This is a genomic window from Cellulomonas sp. PS-H5, from assembly GCF_019265565.1.
Taxonomy (GTDB): Bacteria; Actinomycetota; Actinomycetes; order Actinomycetales; family Cellulomonadaceae; genus Cellulomonas.
The window spans coordinates 1-19,313 of sequence record NZ_JAHVCI010000033.1; the positions used below are offsets into that span (position 1 = coordinate 1).

Genomic DNA, 19,313 nt, shown 5'->3' on the forward strand with positions numbered 1-19,313 from the left:
CGAGCGGCGCGGCGGGCTGCTCGGCCGGCGGCGCGGCGGGTGCCGCGTCCGAGCGCGCGGCCGTCCGCGCCCGCACCTCGGCCGTGCCGCGGGCGGTCCGCGCGAGCACCCGCACCAGGCTCCGGGCGGTCCGCGGCGCCACCACCCGCACCGGCGGCGCGTCGACCACCCGCTTCTCCCCGGGGGCGAACAGCGCGTCCACCCACAGGTCGTCCGCGACGAGGTCCGGGAACCGGCCGAGCCGCGCGTGGCCCGCTGCGGACAGGCCGTAGACGCCCGCGCCCCACAGGGCCTCCCGCGGCGTCGCCAGCCGGGCCCGCGCCCGGTGGAAGGCGCGCACCGGGGCGGACGCCCCGGCGACGTCCACCGCCGCCGGCGGGCGGGCGGCGAGCCAGGGTCCCTCGGCCAGGGCGCGCAGCGTCGCGGCGACCGCCGCGGGGGACGCCGTGACGTCCGCGTCGAGGTACACCCGCGGGAAGGCCCGGGCGGCGCGGTCGCCGGCGTCCAGGGCGCGGGGCTTGGACCCCTCGGGCAGCTCGAGCACCCGCACCGCGGGGAACCGCCGCGCCACGTCCGCGGTGCCGTCGGTGCAGCCGTTGCACACCACGACCACCTCGACCCCGGTGGCCCGGGCCCACGGCGCGAGCCCGGCGAGGGTGCGGCCGATGACCGCCGCCTCGTCGTGCGCGGGGACGACCACGGTGCCGGTGACGCGCGCGGGCGCGGCGCTCCTGGTCGCGGGACCGGGACCGGTGGCTGCCCGGCCGCCGTCCGCCTGGGCCAGCCCGGTCGGCCGCCCGCGCGGCAGCGCCCGCCGCGCCGCCGGGACCAGCAGCGCGCGCACCGCCGACCGGTGCCCCGGGTCCCAGGTGCGCGCGAGCGACGTCACCGCCGTCACGGCGAGGGTCGCCCCGGCCACGGGCGCGGCCCGGTGCTTGCGGGCGTACCGGACCCGGTTCACCTGGAGCAGCGCGGTCAGCTCCGGGCCGCGCCCGGAGCCGCCGGCGGCGTGCCGGACCCGCGCGGCGGGCTCGAACCACACCTCCCAGCCGGCCTCGCGCACGCGGCGGCAGTAGTCGGTCTCCTCGGAGTACAGGAAGAACCGCTCGTCCCACGGGCCGACCGACCGGGCGGCCTCCGCGCGCACCAGCATCGCCGCCCCGGTGCCCCAGTCGACGGGGTGCGCCCAGGCGTAGGCGGTGGGGTCGCGCACCGTCTCGGACAGCCACCCGGGCCGGTCGCCGAGGAACCGCCCCAGCACGGCGTCGCCGAGTGACCGGGTCACCGAGGGCTCCCGGCGCAGCGACGGCTGGACCGCGCCGGACCGGTCGAGCAGCATCGGCAGCACCACGCCCGCCCGGGGCCGGTGCAGGCGTGCCAGCAGGGCGGGCACGGCACCGGGCTCGAGCACCAGGTCCGCGTTGAGCACGAGCACCGCCGGGACGTCGCCGAGCGCCGCCGCCCCGACGTTGATGCCGCCCGCGTAGCCGACGTTGCCGTGCCCCGTCAGCGTGCGCACGTCGGCGTGCGCGCGGGCGCGCCGCACCGTCCCGTCGGACGACCCGTTGTCGACGACGACCACCCGCATCCGGGTGCCCGCCGCCTCGAGGCGCAGGCTGGCGAGCAGGCGGTCGAGGTGCGCCTCGTTGTCGTACGTCACCACGACCACCCCGAGCTCCGCACGCTCGCCGGCCGCCGCGAAGGCCGGCCCGGTCGTCGCGCGGTGCTCCGCCTGCGCCGTCACGGCCGCCCCGCCGGCTCGGGCGCCCCGGGCACCAGCACGAAGCTCCGCCGCGCCAGGACGTCGTACGCGGGCGGCCCGTCGACCAGGTATCGCCGCGCGAGCCGGCGGGGCTCGTGCGCGAGGCGCCACGCCCACTCCCAGCCGTGGTCCCGGACGGCCTCCGGGGCGCGCTGCGCCGCGCCCGCGAGGAAGTCGACCACCGCGCCGAACGCGAGCAGCACGGCCGCGCCGGTCAGCGGCCCGTACCGCGCGATCCACCGCTCCTGCCGCGGCTTGCCGAGCCCCACCACCACGACGTCCGCGCCCGAGTGGCGCACGAGGGCGGCCCAGGCGCGGCAGGCCGCGGCGTCGTCCAGGTCCTGGCGCGGGGGCGACCACAGACCCGCGACGGCCAGCCCGGGGCGGTCCGCCGCGAGCCGCGCCGCCAGCGCGTCGAGCACGTCCGGCCGGCCGCCGAGGAACCCCACCCGCAGGCCGACGGAGGCCGCGCGGTCGAGCACCGGCGCGATCAGGTCGCTGCCGGCGAGCCGCGGCCAGGCGTGCCCGGTGAGGTGCTCGGCGCGCCGGACCAGCGGCGCCCCGTCCAGGAGGTTGAGCCAGCGGACCGGCGGCAGCCCGTCGAGGGGATCGGGGACCGGCGGTCCCGCCGGGTACGGGTCGCCGGCGTCGGGGTGCGCCCAGGCGAACGGGACCAGCGACGACGGCCCGTGGTAGCCGAAGTGGTGGATGTGGTCGAGGTTCGCGCTCATCACCCCCAGCGGCCAGCCCGCGCCGCGCGATGCGTGCCCCACCACGGTGTCGACCGCTCCGGCCGTCTCGAGCAGGTCGACCGGCGTGCCGCCCAGCAGGACGCGGGGCCAGGGGAGCGGGGTGCGGGAGGATGCGGCGCGGTGCGCCCCGGTGCTCGACATCGCTGTCACGTCCTTCGGTCGCGCCCGGCGCGCGCCCGGTCCCGCGTCCCGGGCCGTCCCCGTGCTGCGACCCGGGAGCCGGGCGGCAGGGCGGACGACGGCGCCGGGGACCCGTGGCCTGAGTCCGCGGTAGGGACATATAGGACAATTCGGACAGGGCGACCCTAGGGCGCGCTCCCCGGGCGGGACAAGACTCCACGCCCCCCGGGGGTGGGCGAAAAGGTGGCGGTGGGTGTCGGTGGGGGTGGCTACCCTGACGGAGCCGATCGCGGACGGACCCCCCGCCGCCCCGTGGTCGCGGACCTCGTCGCCCGCCGACCCCAGGAGAACACGTGCTCGCCCGTCTGCTGATGCGCTACCTGCGCCCCTACCGCTGGCTGCTGCTCGGCGTGCTGGTCTTCCAGCTCTGCTCGGCGCTCGCCATGCTCTACCTGCCCAACCTGAACGCCCGCATCATCGACGAGGGGGTGGCCCAGGGGGACACCGGCTTCATCTGGCGCGCCGGCGGGTACATGCTCGTGGTGTCCCTCGGCCAGATCGTCGCGGCGATCATCGCCACCTACTTCGCCGCGCGCGCCGCGATGCAGGTCGGGCGGGACCTGCGCGACGACGTGTACGGGCGGGTGAGCGGCTACTCGGAACGGGAGATCTCCCGGTTCGGCGCCGGCTCGCTCATCACGCGCAACACGAACGACGTCCAGCAGGTCCAGATGCTCGCGATGATGGGCTCGACGATGCTGGTCAGCGCCCCGATGCTCGCGATCGGCGGCATCATCATGGCGCTGCGGCAGGACGTCGGGCTGTCCTGGCTGATCGCCGTCTCGGTGCCGGTGCTGCTCCTCGTCGCGGGCGTGATCATCAGCCGGATGGTGCCGCTGTTCCGGTCGTTCCAGACCAAGCTCGACGCGGTCAACCGGATCATGCGCGAGCAGCTCACCGGCGTGCGCGTCGTGCGGGCGTTCGTCCGGGAGGACATCGAGGGCGAGCGGTTCCGGGGCGCGAACACCGACATCATGGTCGTCGGCCGCAAGATCGGCTCGCTGTTCGTCGTGCTGTTCCCGCTCGCGATGCTCGTGCTCAACGTGACCGTGGTCGGCGTGATCTGGTTCGGCGGCATCGAGGTCGACAACGGCAACGTGCAGGTCGGCACGCTGTTCGCGTTCATGCAGTACATCGGCCAGATCCTCATGGGCGTCCTCATGGCCACCTTCATGACGGTGATGATCCCGCGCGCGGCCGTGTCGGCCGAGCGGATCACCGAGGTGCTGACCAGCGAGTCCACGCTGGCCGAGCCGGCCGAGCCGGTGCGCGGCACGCCGCGGCCGGGGGAGGTCGCGTTCGACGACGTGACCTTCGCCTACCCCGAGGCCGAGCACGCGGTGCTCTCCGGCGTCTCGTTCACGGCCCGCCAGGGCCAGACGGTCGCCGTGATCGGGTCGACCGGTGCGGGCAAGACCACGCTCGTCTCGCTCATCCCGCGGCTGTTCGACACGACCGGCGGCGCGGTGCGCGTCGGCGGCGTCGACGTCCGGGACCGCGACGTCGAGGAGCTGTGGGCCGGCATCGGCCTGGTCCCGCAGCGCCCGTTCCTGTTCGCCGGGACCGTGGCGTCCAACCTGCGCCTCGGCCAGGAGGACGCCACCGACGCCGACCTGTGGCGCGCGCTGGAGATCGCCCAGGCGAGCGACTTCGTGCAGCAGATGGAGGGCGGGCTCGAGGCGCGGATCGCGCAGGGCGGCACCAACGTGTCCGGCGGGCAGCGCCAGCGGCTCGCGATCGCGCGCGCCCTGGTGCGCCGACCGGCGGTGCTGCTGTTCGACGACTCGTTCTCGGCGCTCGACCTCGCGACCGACGCCCGGCTGCGGCAGGCGCTGTGGCGCGAGCTGCCCGACGTCACCAAGATCGTCGTCGCCCAGCGGGTGTCGACGGTGACCGGCGCGGACCAGATCCTCGTCCTCGAGGACGGCCGCGTGGCCGGCCTCGGCACGCACGACGAGCTGCTCGCGACCAACCAGACCTACCGCGAGATCGCGGAGTCCCAGCTCGCGGTGGAGGCCGGCGCATGAGCGACCAGAAGACGCGCACGAAGCCGGCGGAGCCGGAGCTGACGGAGGACGAGAAGCTCGAGATCGAGCTCGGGGAGCAGGCACGCCTGGCCTCGGACTCGTGGGACTCGGTCGCGCCCGGCAAGGCGGACAACTTCGGGCAGTCGTTCGGCCGGATGCTCGGCCTGCTGCGCCCGTACAAGTGGGCCCTCGTGGCCGTCACGATCATGGGCACGGCCGGTGTCGTGCTCACGGTGCTCGCCCCGCGGGTGCTCGGCCGCGCCACCGACGCGGTGTTCACCGGGTTCATGGGCCGGCAGCTGCCCGAGGGCCTCACCCAGGAGCAGGCCGTCGAGGGCCTGCGCGCCGCGGGCCAGGAGCGGGTCGCGGACATGGTCGCGGCGGCGGAGAACCTGGTGCCCGGCTCGGGGGTCGACTTCGACCTGCTCGGCCGGCTGCTGGTCACCGTCCTCGCGCTGTACGTGGCGGGCGCGCTGCTCATGTGGCTCCAGGGCTACATCATCAACGTGATCATGGTCCGCGCCATGTGGCGGCTGCGCGAGCAGGTCGAGACCAAGATCAACCGGCTGCCGCTCGCCTACTTCGACAAGGTGCAGCGCGGCGAGCTGATCTCCCGCGTGACCAACGACATCGACAACATCACGCAGACGATGCAGCAGTCGCTGTCCTCGGCGCTGACCTCGATCCTCACCGTGGTCGGCGTGCTGGTCATGATGTTCACGATCTCCTGGCAGCTCGCCCTGGTCGCGCTGGTGTCGATCCCGCTGATGGGCGTCATCTTCGGGATCATCGGCCCGAAGTCGCAGAAGGCCTTCGGCACCCAGTGGCGCAAGGTCGGTCGGCTGAACGCGCGCGTCGAGGAGTCGTTCTCCGGGCACGCCCTGGTCAAGGTCTTCGGCCGCCGGCAGGACTTCGCGGACCGGTTCAAGGCGGAGAACGAGGAGCTGTACCAGGCCTCGTTCAAGGCGCAGTTCCTGTCCGGGATCATCTGGCCGGGCATGTCGTTCGTCAGCAACCTCACGTACGTCGGCATCGCGGTGCTCGGCGGGCTCATGGTGGCGAACGGCACGATGCTGCTCGGCAGCGTGCAGGCGTTCATCCAGTACACGCAGATGTTCACCCAGCCGCTGTCCGAGCTCGGCGGGATGGCCGCGGTCGTGCAGTCCGGCACCGCGTCGGCCGAGCGGGTGTTCCAGCTGCTCGACGAGGACGAGCAGAGCGAGGACGACCCGCAGGCACCCGCCCCGGCGGAGGGCGACGGGACCATCGAGTTCGAGCACGTCGCGTTCTCCTACGACCCCGAGCACCCGCTGATCTCCGACCTGTCGTTCATCGTGCGCCCGGGGCAGACGGTCGCGATCGTCGGCCCGACCGGCGCCGGCAAGACGACGCTGGTCAACCTGCTGATGCGGTTCTACGAGCTCGACGGCGGCCGGATCCTGGTCAACGGCCAGGACATCGCGACGCTGTCCCGGCACGACGCCCGGGCGCGCACCGGCATGGTGCTCCAGGACCCGTGGCTGTTCGCGGGCACGATCCGGGAGAACATCCGGTACGGCCGGCAGTCGGCGACCGACGAGGAGATCCTCGCGGCCGCGCAGGCCACGTACGTCGACCGGTTCGTGCACTCGCTGCCGCACGGGTACGACACCGTGCTGGAGGAGGACGCGGCCAACCTGTCGGCGGGGGAGAAGCAGCTGATCACCATCGCCCGGGCGTTCGTCGCGCGGCCGTCGGTGCTCATCCTCGACGAGGCCACGTCGTCGGTCGACACCCGGACCGAGAAGCTGCTGCAGCAGGCGATGGCCTCGCTGCGGCAGGGGCGGACGTCGTTCGTCATCGCGCACCGGCTGTCGACCATCCGGGACGCCGACCTCATCCTCGTGATGGAGCACGGCGCGATCGTCGAGAAGGGCACGCACGACGAGCTCATCGCGGCCGGCGGGGCGTACCACCGGCTGTACCAGTCGCAGTTCGCCGGGGCGGTCGTCGGGGCGGACGAGTGACGGTTCCCGCCGGACGTGCGCCGGGCGGGTCCGGAGCGGCGGCAGCGCCGTCCCGGCCCGCCGGGGCGCGCGGCCCGCTCGCCGCCGTCCCGACCGGCGTGCTGGCTGCGGTGACCCTCGTGGCGGCGTTCGCCGTCGCGCAGGGCACCGGCGTCCGGGCGCTCGGCGGGGTGGTGCTGGTCCTCGGCGTGGCGTGGTGCGCGTGGCGGTCGTGGGCGGCCGGGGTCGCGCGGGTGCTGGCCGTGGTGCTGCTCGGTGCGGCGTGCTTCGTCGCGTCGCACGTCCTCGCCGGGGCGCTGGGGGCGTGGCCCTCGGTGCTGCTCGCCGCGGCGGTGCTCGGCTCGGGGGCGTGGCTGCTGGTCGACCGGCGGGGCTGACGTCGCGCTGACCAGCACGGGGACCCCTCGCGACGGGTACTAGTACCAACGTCCGATCGCGCGGCAGACCCGCGGCGCGGGAGAACTGACTCGTCGGATCCACCACCACCCGAGGAGTCCCCGTGAAGCGCACCCTGGTGTTCACCGCCGCCGCCGCGCTGGCGATCGTGCCGGCCGTCGTCGGCCTCACCGCCAACCCCAGCCTCAGCCGCGAGGTGCCGGTCGCGGTGCCCAGCCAGGCGCCGACCGCCGACGACCGCGGCGGGGCCACCGATCGCGACCTGCGCACCGAGGTCGGCGACGACCGGCGCGCGAACGGGACCGGCGCCGCCACGTCGCCGTTCGGCGACGCGACGCCGTCCGGCTCGTCCTCGCCCTCGGCCGTGCCGGACGACCACGGCGGGCGCGTCGACCGCGACGACCGCGTCGAGCCCGGTGACGACCGCCGCGCGAACGGGACGGGCACCGTCGCGCCGACCGCGCCCGTGGTCCCCGCCGCCCCGGCGGCTCCCGCCGCGCCCGTCGACGACTCCGGCCACCACTCGTCGGGCTCGGGCTCCGACGACTCCGGCCACCACTCGTCGGGCTCGGGCTCCGACGACTCCGGCCACCACTCGTCGGGCTCGGGCTCCGACGACTCCGGCCACCACTCGTCGGGCTCGGGCTCCGACGACTCCGGCCACCACTCGTCGGGCTCCGGCTCCGACGACTCCGGTCGGCACGGCGACGACGACGGCGGCCGGCACGGCGGCCACGGCAGCGACGACTGACCGGTGCCCGCAGCACCTAGGGTGGCGCCTGTGCAGACGCCCGCGCCGGCGGCCGAGGACGGCCGAGTCGTCCTCAGCCGCGGCGCGCCGCCCGCCGCCTCGGTCGCCCCCGTCCGTACCTGGCGGGTGTTCCTCCAGGTCGGCGCGGCGGCCGCGGTCGTGCTCGTGCTGGTCGCGGTGCTCGGCCTGAGCGCGAGCCGCCGGATCGCCGAGCAGGAGTCCGTCAACGACGCCGCGCGCAGCACCGACCTGCTGGCCGACGCGGTCGTGCAGCCCGCGCTGACCGACGGCGTCGCCGCCGGCGACCCCGAGGCCCTCGCGGCACTGGACGCGGTCGTCCGGGACCGGGTGCTCGGCGACGCCGTCGTCCGGGTGAAGCTCTGGGACGCCGACGGCCGGATCGTGTACTCGGACGAGCCCCGGCTGATCGGCGACACGTTCGGGCTGGGCGACGACGAGCGCGCGGTGCTCGCCGACCCGTCGACGCAGGCCGAGGTCAGCGACCTCGACGAGCCCGAGAACCGGTTCGAGCGGGACCAGGGCCGGCTGCTCGAGGTCTACCGCCCGGTCTGGACGCCGGACGGCACGGTCCTGCTGTTCGAGACCTACAGCCGGTACGACGTCGTCACCGAGCGCGCCGCCGCGGTGTGGCGGGGCTTCGCCGGCATCACGGTCACCAGCCTGCTCCTGCTCCTGGTGCTGCTGCTGCCGGTCCTGTGGACGCTGCTCGACCGGCTGCGCCGCGGGCAGGACCAGCGGGAGCGGCTGCTGCGCAGCGCGGTCGACGCGTCCGACGCCGAGCGCCGCCGGATCGCCGCGACGCTGCACGACGGCGTGGTCCAGGAGCTGGCGGCGTCGTCGTTCGCCCTCGCCGGCGCCGCCGAGCGCGCCGAGCGGGCCGGCGCCCCGGACGTCGCGGCGGACGTGCGCGCCGCGAGCGGCACCGTGCGGACGTCGATCCGCGGGCTGCGGTCGCTGCTCGTCGACATCTACCCGCCGAGCCTGCGCACCGCCGGGCTGGGCGCCGCGCTCGCCGACCTCGCCGGCGGGCTCGCCGCCCGCGGCGTGCGGGTGACCGTCGACGCGCCGGAGGAGGCGCTGGCGGGGATCGGCGTCGACGCCCAGCAGCTCGTTTACCGGGTGGCGCAGGAGACGGTGCGCAACGCCGTCGCGCACGCGGGCGCGGACGAGGTGCGGGTGCGCCTGGAGCGGTCGGGTGGCCTGCTGGTGCTGGAGGTCGCCGACGACGGCGCGGGCTTCGACGCCGCCGCCACGCTCGCGAGCCCGCCCGAGGGCCACCTCGGGCTGCGGGTGCTCGGCGACCTGGCCGCGGCCGCCGGTGCGGACCTGTCGGTCGACTCGGCGCCCGGCGCGGGGACGCGCTGGCGGCTCGCGGTCGACCCCGACGTGGAGGTGCGATGACCGAGGACATCACGGTGCTGCTCGCCGACGACCACCACCTGGTGCGGTCCGGGCTGGCCGGGCTGGTCGACGCGGCGGACGGGATGCGGGTCGTGGGGCAGGCCGCCGACGGGGCCGCGGCCGTCGCGCTGGCGGCCGAGCTGGCGCCCGACGTGATCCTCATGGACCTGTCGATGCCCGGGACCGAGGGCGTCGAGGCGACCCGCCAGGTCCTCGCGGCGCGGCCGGCGACCCGCGTGGTCGTGCTGACGTCGTTCTCCGACCACGACCGCGTGTCGGCGGCGGTCGGTGCGGGCGCGGTCGGCTACCTGCTGAAGGACTGCGAGCCGGAGGAGCTGGTCGCGGCCGTGCGGTCCGCCGCCCGGGGGTACGCCCCGCTCGACCCGCGCGTGGCCGGCGCGCTGCTGCCGTCCGCCGCGGCCCCGCGCCCGGCGGACCGGCTCAGCGCGCGGGAGCGCGACGTGCTGCGGCTGCTCGCGCGCGGGCTGGCGAACAAGCAGATCGGGCGGGAGCTCGGTATCGCGGAGCGCACGGTGAAGGTGCACGTCGGGCACGTGTTCCGGTTGCTCGGCGTGGCGGACCGGACCAGCGCGGCGCTGTGGGCGCGGGAGCACCTCCCGGAGGCGTGAGAGGTGCGGCGTGGGACGCCCGGCTTCCCGGCCGCGGCGGTGCTCAGGGGAGCGCGCCGGTGGTCGGGTCGCGGTCGGTGAGGCAGTACCGCCGGCCGGCGGGGTCCCGCAGCACGGTCCAGCGCTCCCGCACCGCCTCGACCGTCGCGCCGAGCGCGACGTGCCGGACCGTCTCGGCGCGACGGTCCGAGCAGGCCAGGTCGGGGTGGGCGCGCACGGGACCGGCCGGCTCGTCGAGGCGCTGCAGCAGCAGGCGCAGGGGGAGGCCCTCGGGCCGGTGCAGGGGGACCAGGGCGGACCCGGGCGCGGTCGTCCGCTCGGGCCATCCGGTGAGCGCGGCCCAGAACCGCCGCTCGGGCTGCCAGCGCTCGGCCGGGACGTCGACCGCCAGCTGGTCGAGCAGGCTCGTGTGCGTCCCGCCGCCCGCCCCGGGCCAGGTCACGGCGGTGGGGCGGCGCGCCGGGTACGCGGCGACGAAGCAGAACGCGAACCCACCCGGCGACGTCAGCACGACGTGGTCCGAGGCGGCGACCTCGCGGGCACCGAGCCGGACGGCGGCGTCGGCGGCGGCGCGGACGTCGGGCACGTGCAGGTCGAGGTGCACGCCGCCCGGCCCCGACCGCACCCGCTGCGCGCGCAGGAACGCGTCCCCGTCGGCGGGCACGAGCGTCACGAACTCGTCGTCCGGGCCGCGGAACGGCGACAGGGTCGTCGCGGTGGCCGCCTGCCAGAACGCGAGCGTGCGGTCCCAGTCGGCCGCGGTCGAGTCGAGGAAGGCGGTCGCCCACGTGATCATGCGGCGACCGTAGCGGCGGCGGGGCGACGCCCGTCGGCGAAATGCGCTTCGGGCGTGTGGGTGGGTCGCCCTAGGGTCGACGGACGATGCTCGGAACCACCACCGCCCCGCCCCCGGTCGACGCCACCGCCGACCGGGCCTCGCGCGCGCCGCTCGACCCCGCCCGCCGCCTCGACTGGCGCCGCCTGCGGGGTCCGGTCGCCGGCCTCGCGCTCGTCGCGCTGACCATCGCCTCGGTCGGCGCCGCGCTCGGCACCGTCGTCGCCGGCGACCTCGCCGAGGAGCCGACGGCCGCCGGGCTGTGGCTGCTCGCCGCGTGCCTGGTCGGCGCCGCGCTCGTGGACACGGTCGGGCAGGTCGCGTGGGCGGGCGTCGTCGACCGCGCCGAGGGCCGGCTCCGCGGCGACCTGCTGAGCGCGGCGCTGCACCAGCCGCTGGGCACGCTCTCGGAGCAGGCGGTCGGCGAGGTGCTCGACCGGGTCGACGATGACACGCACGCCGTCGGCACGCTGGTGCGCCGGCAGGTCTGGGGGCTGGGCCGCACCGTCGTCGGCTGCGTGCCGCTCTGGATCGTCGGCGGCCTGACCTGGTGGCCGGCGTGGGTGCTGTTCCCGCTGCTCGGCGGGGCCACCGTGCTGGTCGTGCGGCCCTCGCTGGGGGAGATCGCGCGCCGCAAGGTGGTCGAGGAGCGCGCCTGGACCGACAACGCCGCCGCGTTCGAGGAGGCGGTCGCCGCCCGCGACGACCTGCGCACCAGCCGCGGGCAGGCGTTCGCCGTCCGGCGCCTGGCCGAGGCGTCCGCGCTCGTGCACCGGATGCTCGACCGCGTCCTGGCGGTCGAGACCCGGATGACCGCGAAGGCCGGGACGCTGCTGCACGCGCTGCTCGCCGGCGTCGTCGTGGCCGGCGTGGTGCTCGCGGGCGCGGGCGACCTCTCGGTCGCGCAGCTCGTCACGCTGTTCCTGGTGACCGCGTCGTTCGTCGGCCAGTTCGACCAGCTCGCCCGGCACCTGCCCGATGTGCAGGAGGGGATCGGCGCGATCGTCCGCATCCGCGAGCTGCTCGACACCGAGCCCGAGCCGGCCGGCGGCCGCGCCGTGCCCGAGGGTCCGCTCGACCTCGAGCTGCGCGACCTGCACTTCTCGTACGCGGAGGGCACGTTCGCCCTGCGCGGCGTCGACCTGCGGGTGCCCGCGGGGCAGACCGTCGCGCTCGTCGGCCGCACCGGCTCGGGCAAGTCGACGCTGGCGTCGCTGCTGTCCCGGGCGGTGGAGCCGGAGCCCGGCTCGGTGCTGCTCGGCGGCGTCGACGTGCGGGACCTCGACCTGCAGGCGCTGCGCGGCGCGGTCGGCGTGGTCACCCAGCGCACGGAGATCCTCGCCGGGACGCTCGCGGAGAACATCGCGCTGTTCGCCGACGTGCCGCGCGCCGACGTCGAGGGCGCCGTGCGCGAGCTCCGGCTCACCGAGTGGGTCGCCGGGCTGCCGGACGGGCTCGACACGCTCCTCGGGCCCGGCGGGACCTCCCTGTCCGCGGGGGAGGAGCAGCTCGTCGCGTTCGCCCGGCTGCTCGTGCGGGACGTGCAGGTGGTCGTGCTGGACGAGGCGACCGCCCGGATGGACCCGCTGACCGAGGCGCGCGTCGTCGCGGCGTCGGAGCGGCTGCTCGGCGGGCGGACCGGCCTGCTCGTGGCGCACCGGCTCGGGACCGTCGAGCGCGCGGACCAGGTGGTCGTGCTCGACCACGGGCGGGTCGTGCAGCAGGGCGACCGGGCGACGCTGACCGAGGTCGACGGGCCGTTCCGGTCGCTGCTCGAGGCGAGCCGGGTCGAGGGGCACGCGGACACGATCGACGTCGCGGCGGCCGCCCCGGCCGCGGACGCCGACGAGCGCGCGGGCGAGGTCGGCGCCCGCCGGCGTACCGGGCCGCCGCCCGCGCTGCGCGACCCGGGGACCGGCCCCAGCCTCGCCCGCGGGATCGCGCACGCCCTGGTGGTCAAGCCCCGGTGGGGCCTGCTCGGCGGCCTGCTGTTCCTGCTGTCGAGCCTGTTCGCCGCCCAGGGCGCGGTGACCGGCTACCTGTGGGGCCACACCGTCGAGGGCCTGCGCGCGGGGGAGCCGACCACCGGCCTCGTCGTGGCGCTGGCCGTCACCCTGCTGCTCGTCGCCCCGTGCAGCTCGCTCGCGTTCCGGCTGTACCCGAAGTGGTGGATCGAGCTGCTGCTCCGGGTGCGGATGTCGGTGCTGGTCGGGCAGACCCGGCAGCACCGGCTGCGCCGCACCCCGCCGGGCGAGGTCGTGGCCCGCGCGCTCGACGCGGACCGGTTCGTGCTCTACGCGGACCGCTGGGTCGACCTGGTCAACGGTCTCGTCCTGGTGGCGGTCACGGCGGTGCTGAGCTGGTCGCTGCTCGCGGGCGCCGTGCTGCTCGCGGTCCTCGTCGTGAGCGCGGTCTGCGCCCTCGCGGGTCGCGGCGTCGCGGGGCGCTCGGCCACCCGGTCGGCCGCCGCGCGCGCCGGCTTCGGGCGGTCGTTGGTCTCCGCGCTGGACGCCGCCCGGACGGTCAAGCTCGCCGCCCGCACGCCCGAGGTGCACGCGCACCTGCGCCGGGTCGACGACGGCCGGGTCGAGGCCGCCGTGTTCGAGCACCGGGTGCAGGCCGTCCTCGACGGCGTGCCGATCATCATGGTGCAGGTCGGCGCGGTCGTGGCGTGGGGCGCCCTGCTCGCCGGGGTCTGGGACCTCGCGAGCACGCTGCTGGTCGCGGGCGCCGTGGCCGGGTTCAACTGGTTCGGGGTCGTCGCCGGAGCGGTGGTGACCGAGGCGCCCGGCACCCGGGCCTGGCAGCAGGCCACGGCGTCGTTCGCGGGCGGATCCGACCTCGTGGCCGAGGTGCCCGGGGTCGACCTGTCGACCGGTGCAGCGGCGCGGCCCGGTCCGGATGCCCGGGACCGGTTCGACACCCTGGAGCTCCGCGGCGTCGGCGCCGTGCACGACGACGGCACGATCGGCGTCGCCGACGTGGACCTCACGGTCGCGCGCGGCGAGCTCGTGCTGCTGCTCGGGCGCGTCGGCGCGGGCAAGTCCAGCCTGCTGTCGGCGCTCGCCGGGCTGATGGCGCACACCGGGCGGATCCGGTGGAACGGCACCGACGTCGAGGACGCCGAGGCCTTCCTCCGGCCGGGCCGTGTCGCGCACGTCGCCCAGGTGCCGCGCGTGCTCTCCGGGACGTTCGCCGACAACGTGCGCCTCGACCACGACCGCGCCGTCGACGGGCCGCTCGCCGCGGCGCGGATGGCCTCCGACGTGGCCGAGGCGGGCGGGCCGGACGCGCTCGTCGGGCACCGGGGCGTGCGGCTGTCCGGGGGGCAGGTGCAGCGGCTCGCCCTCGCGCGGGCCCTGGCGACGGACGCGGAGCTGCTGCTCGCCGACGACGTGTCCAGCGCCCTCGACGCGAGCACCGAGATCGAGCTGTGGTCCGCGCTGCGGGAGCGCGGGACGACCGTGGTCGGGGCGACGTCGAAGCGGGCGGCGCTCGCGCGGGCGGACCGGGTCGTGGTGCTCGAGGAGGGCGCCGTGGTGGCGGTGGGGCCGTGGCGCGACCTTGCGCCGCGGTGGGGGCACCTCGCGGGGTGACCGGCGGGGGCGCGCGCCGAGGTCGCGGCGCTCAGCACCCACCGTGCGCCCGGCACCCGCCGCGTGCGCCCAGCGGCCCGCGCGCGCCCGGCACCCACCGCGTGCGCTCGGCTCGCCGTCGCTAGGCTCGGCCCCGTGACGACGCTGATCGCCGAGGACCTGCTGCTCCTGCTCCTGGACGACGTGAAGGGCACCCCCACGTCCAGCTACCTCGACGTGGCGCTCGGCGGCGCGCTGCTGCTGGAGCTCGCCCTCGCCGAGGCCGTCCACGTCCGGGAGCGCACCAGCGTGTGGTCGTCCGCCAAGGTCGGCGTCACGCCCGGCGCGGTCGTGTCTGACCCGGTGCTGGCCGACGCCCTCGACCGGGTCGCCGAGCGCGAGCGGGCCGCCTCCGACCTGGTGACCCGGCTCGGCAAGGGCACGCGGCACGAGCTCACGGCGCGGCTGGCGGAGCGCGGGGTCCTGCGCCGGGAGGACGACCGGGTGCTCGGCCTGTTCCCCCGCACGCGCTGGCCCGAGGCCGACGGCCGCCACGAGGACGAGGTCCGGTCGCGTCTGACCGCGGTGCTCGTGCAGGGGCTCGATCCCGACCCGCGCACCGGCGCGCTGGTGGCGCTCCTGCATGCGGTAGGTGCGGCGCCGTCGGCCGTGGACCGCGGGGGAGTGCCGGCCCGCGACGTGCGCCGCCGCGCCAAGGAGGTCGCGGAGGGCACCTGGGCGGCCAAGGCGGTGCAGGACGCGATCACGGCGTCCACCGCCGCGATGTCCGCGGTGATGGCGGCCACGACCGTCGCGGCGACGGCCGGCAGCTGACCGGAGGGCCCCGGCCCTCGCCCTCGCCCCTCGCCTCCGGCTCTGGCCCTTTGCGCTCACCCTCGGCTCGCCGAGATAGGACCCGCGTGCCGAGATAGGACCGCCTGGAGTCCTATCTCGGCGCGACGGTCCTATCTCGGCGTGCGAGTGCTGCCGCGCGCGGGTGCTGCGGCGCGCGGGTGCTGCGGCGCGCGAGTGCTGCGGCGCGCGGGTGCGGCGGGTCGCGGGGGCAGGGGGGTCGGCGTCCGCCGTCACGCCTCCGGCGCGCGCTCCGGGAGGAGCTCCTCGATCGCCGCGACGACCTCCGGGGCGTCCGGGAGGACGCGGGGGCGGAACCGGCGGGCTCGGCCGTCCGGCGCGACCAGGAACTTCTCGAAGTTCCAGGTGATCCGCCCGGCCTTGCCGGCGTCGTCGGGCACCTCGTGCAGCGCGCGGTACAGCGGGTGGGCGTGCCGGCCGTTGACGGGGGTCTTCTCCAGCATCGGGAACGTCGCGCCCCAGGTGGCGGAGCAGTACTCGGCGATCGCCTCGGACGAGCCGAGCTCCTGGAGGAACTGGTTGCTCGGCACGCCGACGACGGTGAACCCGCGCCCGCCGTAGGACCGGTGCAGCGCCTCGAGCTGCTCGTACTGGGGCGCGAGGCCGCACCGCGACGCGACGTTGACCACGAGGGCCACGCGCCCGTCGGTCAGGGCGCCGAAGGTGGTGTCCTCGCCGCGGAGGGTCCGGACCGGGATGTCGTCGATCTGCACGCGCTCACCCTGCCACCGGCGGGCCCGGCTGTCAGGAGACGCGGCCCTGGATGAGCTGGTGCCAGTAGATCAGCGGCTCCAGGTACCGGTCGAACACCAGCAGGCTCGGGCGCGGCCGCGCGAGGTCCACGACGGGCAGCGACGGCTCGGGCCGGCCGGTCCGGTCGAACTCGGCGAGCAGCAGCCGGCGGCGGGAGGTGGTGACGGGCGCGACCGAGTAGCCGTCGTACCGCCGCATCGTGCGGCCGGTGCGGCGGGCCTGGATGTTGCGCGCCACCACCGGCACCTGCTTGCGGAGCGCCCCGCCGGACGGCAGCGTCCCGACGGTCGCGGCGTCGCCGAGGCCCCACACGCGCGGGTGCGCCACGTGCTGCAGGGTCTCCGGGTCGACGGCGACGAAGCCCTCGCTGTCGTCGGTCGCCAGGCCGCTCTCCGCGATCCAGGCGTACGCGCGGTGCGGCGGCGCCAGGTACAGCGCGTCGTAGCCGAGCGTCGACGCACCGTCCGGCCCCTCGATCACCAGCGTCCGCCCCCCGGCGTCCACCGAGCGCACCGTGGTCCCGAGCCGGACCCGGACGCCGTACGCCGTCGCCGCGTCCCGCAGCCGGCGGTCGGCGGCCGAGTGCCGGACCAGGTGCGGCCCCTCGACCAGCAGCTCGACCTCGATGTCGTCGAGGACCCTGGTCCGCCGCCACACGTCCACCGCGGCGAACAGCGGCTTCAGCCCGACGGGGGCGCACGGCACGTGCCGGTCGGAGATCGCGAAGACCGCCCGGCCGGAACGGAGCGACGACAGCATCGTCCAGGTCTTCTCCGCCTGCTCGGGCAGGTAGCTGGTGGCGGCGTGCGCGGTCGCCACCGCCTCCCTCGAGCCGGGGACCGCGTCCCAGTCGACCTCCGAGCCGGGGCAGACCGCGAGGTCGCCGTAGCCGAGCTCCGTGCCGTCGGCGAGGAGGACGACGGACCGCGCGGGGTCTACGGACGCCACGGTGCCCGCGTACCGCCGGACGCCCGACGGGACGACCTCGTCCTGCGGTCGGCGCAGGTCGGCGAGGGTCGCGGTGCCGGAGGCGACGTACGACAGCAGGGGCCGGTAGTGGTGCACGGACCGCGGCTCGACCACCGCGACGTCGCGGCAGCCGTCCCGCCGGAGCCGCCCCGCGAGGGACAGGCCGGCGTTGCCGCCGCCGATGACGAGCACGTCGTGCCGCCGGGGACCGCTCATGTGTGCACCACGCTCCGTGCGTCGGGTTCGGACCCGGCCACGCTAGGCGAGCGCACGCCGGCCCGCCCGGCGGGCCGCGGCCTCCCGCCGGAGCCGCGCACCGCGGTCACGGACCGGACGCGGATGGACTTCTGAGGTAAGCCTTCGCTAATGTCCCGGTTCGTGCCCGTGAACACCGCCGCGATGGCCGCCGCCGACGTCAGCATCGGCTACGGCGGCGACCCCGTCGTCACCGGCGCGAGCGTCGAGCTCGCCGCCGGCCGGGTCACGGCGCTGGTCGGGCCGAACGGCTCCGGCAAGTCGACGCTGCTGCGCGGCATGGCTCGCCTGCAGCGGCTGTCCGCCGGCCGGGTCACGGTCGCCGACGGGGACGCGCACGCGCTGTCCGCCCGGGACTTCGCCCGCCGGGTCACGCTGCTCGCGCAGTCCCGCCCGACGCCCGCGGGCATCACGGTCCGGGACGCGGTCGAGTTCGGCCGGCACCCGCACCGGCAGGGCTGGCGGGGGACCGACCCCGAGGGTCGGGCCGCGGTGGACCGCGCGCTGGAGCTCGCCGGGATCGCGGACCTCGCGGGCGACGACGTCGACGCGCTGTCCGGCGGCCAGGTCCAGCGGGTGTGGTTCGCGTCCGCGCTCGCCCAGGGCACGGGCGTGCTGCTGCTCGACGAGCCGACCAACCACCTCGACCTGCGGTACCAGGTCGAGGTGCTGGAGCTCGTCCGGGAGCTCGCGGACGCGCACGGCGTCGCGGTCGGGGTGGTGCTGCACGACCTGGAGCAGGCCGCGGCGGTCGCCGACCGGGTCCTGGTCCTGCACGGCGGCCGCGTGGTCGCGGACGGCGCACCCGAGGACGCGATGACCTCCGCGCTGCTCAGCGAGGTGTACGACATCGACATCGAGGTGCGCACCGACGCGGGCACCGGGCACGTCAGCGTGCACGCGCCGCGCCTGCTGCTCCGCCGCGTGGCCGGCCGGGCCCCCGGTCGCCGCACCGACGAACCCGCGGACGCGCCGGCCGGCGCCCCGCACCCCGCCCCGGTCGGCGCCTGACGCGCCGCCACCCACTCCTTCTCCACCCGCCGCGCCTCCCCGCGGCCGAGGGCGCGACGCGCGGGCGCCCACTCCTCCCGCGCAGACACGAGGAACGATGACCACCCGACGCACGCTCACGGCGCTCGTCGCCGTCGGCGCGGTGGCCGCGCTGGCGGCCTGCGGCACCACCGACGAGCCGGCGGCCGAGACCACGGGCACCACCGCCGCGGGCGGCCCGGTCTCCATCACGGACGACCGCGGGGAGACCGTCGAGCTCGACGCCCCGGCGACCCGGGTGGTGTCGCTGGAGTGGATGCAGACCGAGATGCTGACGTCGCTCGGCGTCACCCCGGTCGGCGCCGCGGACGTCGCGGGCTACACCTCCTGGGTGGGCACGGTCGTGCCGCTCGAGGGCGAGCCTGAGGACGTCGGTACCCGCGGCGAGCCCTCGGTCGAGGCGATCGCCGGCCTGGAGCCGGACCTCATCATCGGCGTCACGTCCTCGATCCCGGAGGGCGCGCTGGAGCAGTTCGAGCGGATCGCGCCGGTCGCGCTGTTCGACGGCGCCGACGCGTCCGACCCGCTCGGCTACGTCGAGGACACGTTCCGCAGCGTCGCGACGCTGGTCGGCGCCGAGGACGAGGCCGAGCAGGTCGTCACCGACACCGAGGCGCACATCGCCGACAACGCGCAGAAGATCGCGGACGCCGGCCTGGAGGGCACGCCCGTCGTGTTCGCCTCGCCGTACGCCGAGGGCGCGAACGTGACGGTCCGCATGCACGGCCCGCGCACGGCGTTCCAGGCCGTCGCCACCGAGATGGGCCTCGGCTCCGCGACCGAGGACCCGGGCGACGACGCGTACGGCCTGTCCTACGTCGACGTCGAGGGCCTGACGGCGCTGCCGGCCGAGACCCGGTTCCTCTACTGGGGCAACGACGACGAGGACGACGTCGTCGAGACCGTCCTCGCGAGCAACCCGGTGTGGCAGTCGCTGCCGTTCGTGCAGCAGGGCCACGTGTACCGCTCGGGCGTCGGCATCTGGGCCTACGGCGGCCCGGAGTCGCTGGCCGGCTGGTCGGACGACCTGGTCGCCCAGCTGCCGGCCGAGTGACCCGCACCCGCACCGCCCACTCCT

The 19,313-nt window shown here is 76.4% G+C and carries 15 protein-coding genes; 10 read left to right on the top strand and 5 right to left on the bottom strand.

What is annotated here, in order from left to right:
* Together J5O08_RS13090 and J5O08_RS13095 are read right to left on the bottom strand one after the other, a co-directional pair.
* On the bottom strand, positions 1-1,744 hold a 1,744-nt coding region (locus tag J5O08_RS13090; RefSeq protein ID WP_218707325.1), incomplete at its 3' end, for a glycosyltransferase.
* Positions 1,741-2,655: a WecB/TagA/CpsF family glycosyltransferase gene (locus J5O08_RS13095; protein ID WP_218707326.1), complete on the bottom strand. Its 915-nt coding sequence runs from the start codon at positions 2,653-2,655 to the stop codon at positions 1,741-1,743. The genes J5O08_RS13090 and J5O08_RS13095, both read right to left, overlap by 4 nt.
* A 332-nt stretch (positions 2,656-2,987) precedes the next feature.
* Here J5O08_RS13095 and J5O08_RS13100 point away from each other — a divergent pair, with 332 nt between their 5' ends.
* The 6 genes from J5O08_RS13100 to J5O08_RS13125 all read left to right on the top strand — a co-directional run bounded on the left by J5O08_RS13100 (position 2,988) and on the right by J5O08_RS13125 (position 9,925).
* Positions 2,988-4,721, top strand: coding sequence for an ABC transporter ATP-binding protein (locus J5O08_RS13100; protein WP_218707327.1), 1,734 nt, complete (start codon positions 2,988-2,990; stop codon positions 4,719-4,721).
* Positions 4,718-6,727: an ABC transporter ATP-binding protein gene (locus J5O08_RS13105; protein WP_218707328.1), complete on the top strand. Its 2,010-nt coding sequence runs from the start codon at positions 4,718-4,720 to the stop codon at positions 6,725-6,727. The genes J5O08_RS13100 and J5O08_RS13105 overlap by 4 nt, the downstream gene beginning before the upstream one ends.
* On the top strand, positions 6,724-7,104 hold the full coding sequence (locus J5O08_RS13110) for a hypothetical protein (protein WP_308281602.1): 381 nt from the start codon (positions 6,724-6,726) through the stop codon (positions 7,102-7,104). Before J5O08_RS13105 ends, J5O08_RS13110 begins: the two co-directional genes overlap by 4 nt.
* Before the next feature lie 122 nt (positions 7,105-7,226).
* Positions 7,227-7,874, top strand: a complete 648-nt coding sequence (locus J5O08_RS13115; protein ID WP_218707329.1) for a hypothetical protein — start codon at positions 7,227-7,229, stop codon at positions 7,872-7,874.
* 30 nt (positions 7,875-7,904) lie between these two features.
* Positions 7,905-9,296 carry an ATP-binding protein gene (locus J5O08_RS21675; protein ID WP_218707330.1) on the top strand — a complete coding sequence of 464 codons (1,392 nt, stop codon included), beginning with the start codon at positions 7,905-7,907 and terminating at the stop codon, positions 9,294-9,296.
* Positions 9,293-9,925 (top strand): response regulator transcription factor, encoded by a 633-nt coding sequence (locus tag J5O08_RS13125; RefSeq protein ID WP_218707331.1) that lies wholly within the window; start codon positions 9,293-9,295, stop codon positions 9,923-9,925. Before J5O08_RS21675 ends, J5O08_RS13125 begins: the two co-directional genes overlap by 4 nt.
* A 43-nt stretch (positions 9,926-9,968) precedes the next feature.
* On the opposite strand, the gene J5O08_RS13130 is transcribed toward J5O08_RS13125, so the two are convergent.
* Positions 9,969-10,721, bottom strand: coding sequence for a VOC family protein (locus tag J5O08_RS13130; RefSeq protein ID WP_218707332.1), 753 nt, complete (start codon positions 10,719-10,721; stop codon positions 9,969-9,971).
* A gap of 86 nt (positions 10,722-10,807) precedes the next feature.
* Here J5O08_RS13130 and J5O08_RS13135 point away from each other — a divergent pair, with 86 nt between their 5' ends.
* The gene (locus J5O08_RS13135; RefSeq protein ID WP_218707333.1) at positions 10,808-14,356 is read left to right on the top strand and encodes an ABC transporter ATP-binding protein; all 3,549 of its coding nucleotides are present in this window, start codon (positions 10,808-10,810) and stop codon (positions 14,354-14,356) included.
* A 135-nt stretch (positions 14,357-14,491) separates the two neighbouring features.
* On the top strand, positions 14,492-15,169 hold the full coding sequence (locus J5O08_RS13140; protein WP_218707335.1) for a GPP34 family phosphoprotein: 678 nt from the start codon (positions 14,492-14,494) through the stop codon (positions 15,167-15,169).
* Positions 15,170-15,420: 251 nt separating this feature from the next.
* On the opposite strand, the gene J5O08_RS13145 is transcribed toward J5O08_RS13140, so the two are convergent.
* Positions 15,421-15,921: a glutathione peroxidase gene (locus J5O08_RS13145; protein WP_218707337.1), complete on the bottom strand. Its 501-nt coding sequence runs from the start codon at positions 15,919-15,921 to the stop codon at positions 15,421-15,423.
* Between the two features lie 31 nt (positions 15,922-15,952).
* On the bottom strand, positions 15,953-17,146 hold the full coding sequence (locus tag J5O08_RS13150; protein ID WP_218707339.1) for an NAD(P)/FAD-dependent oxidoreductase: 1,194 nt from the start codon (positions 17,144-17,146) through the stop codon (positions 15,953-15,955).
* Positions 17,147-17,296: 150 nt separating this feature from the next.
* Between J5O08_RS13150 and J5O08_RS13155 the strand changes: the two genes are divergently transcribed.
* Together J5O08_RS13155 and J5O08_RS13160 are read left to right on the top strand one after the other, a co-directional pair.
* Entirely contained in the window at positions 17,297-18,196 is a 900-nt protein-coding gene (locus J5O08_RS13155; protein ID WP_218707341.1) for an ABC transporter ATP-binding protein, read from the top strand.
* Positions 18,197-18,293: 97 nt separating this feature from the next.
* On the top strand, positions 18,294-19,289 hold the full coding sequence (locus J5O08_RS13160; protein WP_218707342.1) for an iron-siderophore ABC transporter substrate-binding protein: 996 nt from the start codon (positions 18,294-18,296) through the stop codon (positions 19,287-19,289).
* The last annotated feature ends 24 nt before the right edge of the window (positions 19,290-19,313 follow it).

What these genes read in the sequence shown, in the direction of transcription:
- J5O08_RS13155 (WP_218707341.1), top strand. Translation starts at nt 17,297, where the DNA reads ATGTCCCGGTTCGTGCCCGTGAACACCGCCGCGATGGCCGCCGCCGAC.
- J5O08_RS13160 (WP_218707342.1), top strand. Translation starts at nt 18,294, where the DNA reads ATGACCACCCGACGCACGCTCACGGCGCTCGTCGCCGTCGGCGCGGTG.
- J5O08_RS13135 (WP_218707333.1), top strand. Translation starts at nt 10,808, where the DNA reads ATGCTCGGAACCACCACCGCCCCGCCCCCGGTCGACGCCACCGCCGAC.
- J5O08_RS13105 (WP_218707328.1), top strand. Translation starts at nt 4,718, where the DNA reads ATGAGCGACCAGAAGACGCGCACGAAGCCGGCGGAGCCGGAGCTGACG.
- J5O08_RS13095 (WP_218707326.1), bottom strand. Translation starts at nt 2,655, where the DNA reads ATGTCGAGCACCGGGGCGCACCGCGCCGCATCCTCCCGCACCCCGCTC.
- J5O08_RS13130 (WP_218707332.1), bottom strand. Translation starts at nt 10,721, where the DNA reads ATGATCACGTGGGCGACCGCCTTCCTCGACTCGACCGCGGCCGACTGG.
- J5O08_RS13125 (WP_218707331.1), top strand. Translation starts at nt 9,293, where the DNA reads ATGACCGAGGACATCACGGTGCTGCTCGCCGACGACCACCACCTGGTG.
- J5O08_RS13150 (WP_218707339.1), bottom strand. Translation starts at nt 17,146, where the DNA reads ATGAGCGGTCCCCGGCGGCACGACGTGCTCGTCATCGGCGGCGGCAAC.